Genomic DNA, 1625 nt, shown 5'->3' with positions numbered 1-1625 from the left:
ACTGGACCACCTACTACAACCACCCCAAAACCCACCACACCCCCCTCCCCACCTACCCCTTCCAACACCACACCTACTGGCTCAAATCAGCAGACGTCTCGCTGGTCGACGTTTCATCTGCCGGGCTCACGAGTTCGAATCACCCGCTTCTTGGTGCTGCCGTAGGTCTGGCGGACGATGACCGTTCGTTGCTCACCGGGCGTCTTTCGCTCGACTCCCACCCGTGGCTGGCCGACCACACCGTCATGGGCAACGTCCTGCTCCCCGGGACTGCCTTCGCGGAACTTGCTTTGCACGCAGGCCAGCAGGCAGGCCTTCCTCACCTCGCCGAGCTCACCCTCGCCGCCCCCCTCGTGCTGGCTGAGGACAGCGTGATGCGCCTTCAGGTACTGCTCGGCGCAGCTGACGGAACGGATGGACGGCAGGTCACGGTCTTCTCCCGCCAGGAAGACGCCGCAGCCGATGCGCCGTGGACCAAGCACGCGGAGGGCCTGCTGACCCGCTCGGTTCCTGAGTCCTCTGGGGACTTGTCCCAGTGGCCGCCTGCGGGTGCCATGCGCATCGACATCGAGTCCTTCTACGAGGCTGCGAGCCGCGGTAAAGGGCTGCACTACGGCCCCGTCTTTCAGGGGCTGCAAGGCGCGTGGAAACGCGACGGCGACATCTTCGCCGAAATAGCCCTCCCCGATGAACAGCATGCGGACGCCGAACGCTTCTCTCTCCACCCGGCGCTCATGGATTCGGCTCTGCACGCGGTGGGCCTCGGCGCGTTCCTTGCTGAAGCCGACCGCCCGTACGTTCCGTTCGCGTGGGGCGACGTTTCACTCCACGCCGTCAGTGCCCGGAGCCTTCGGGTGCGGATCTGCCCCGAAGGCGACGACGAGGTGTCCCTGCTCCTCGCCGACGAGACCGGCGAGCCCGTGCTCTCGGCCGCCCGGCTGCGCTTCCGGCCCGCCCCAGAGGACGTCGTCGGCCCGGGCCTGGCCCAGTCGGTGTCCCGTTCCCTGTTTCAGGTCACGTGGAAGCCGCTTCAGGTACGCCAGGAGCAACCGTCTCCTGCTCGAGTGTCATTGATCGCGCCCAACTCTGATGTGCGGGCCGTTCTTGGCGACCAGGCTGCTGAGTTCGACGATCTGGATGCCTTGGCCAGCTCCCTGGCGTCAGGCGGGGTTCCTGCGCCGGACGTCGTCGTCATCGCTGTCCCACGGACCTCTTCGGCTTGCGGAGCAGACGCTCCGGAGGTCGCAGAGCGGGCGCTGACCGACGTGCTCGGCCTACTACAGGAATGGCTCTCAAATGAGCAGTTCTCCACGTCTCATCTCGTGCTGGTGACCCGGAGTGCGATCCTCCTTGACGAGGACGCGCCGGTCGATTCCACCGCAGGACTGGCCCACGCCGCCGTATGGGGGCTTGTGCGCTCCGCGCAGGCAGAGAACCCGGATCGGTTCACCTTGCTCGACCTGGACGATCTAACCACTGAAGCCACCCCCCTGCAGGGAACGATCACCGGGGCGTTGGCTGCCGGGGAGTCGCAGGTGGCGATCCGTCACGGCCTCGCCTACACTCCGCGCCTCACCCACACCACAGCCCAACCCGACCACCACACCGCACCCACCCCGGACTGG

At 66.6% G+C, this 1625-nt stretch carries 1 protein-coding gene; it reads left to right on the top strand.

The window, feature by feature from the left end:
- Nucleotides 1-1625: polyketide synthase dehydratase domain-containing protein (locus ACIRJP_RS42560; RefSeq protein WP_404186611.1), on the top strand; the 1625-nt coding region annotated here is incomplete at both ends.

It is taken from the genome of Streptomyces sp. NPDC102437, assembly GCF_044765565.1.
Classification (GTDB): Bacteria; Actinomycetota; Actinomycetes; order Streptomycetales; family Streptomycetaceae; genus Streptomyces.
This window is presented reverse-complemented; position numbering and strand designations above follow the sequence as displayed.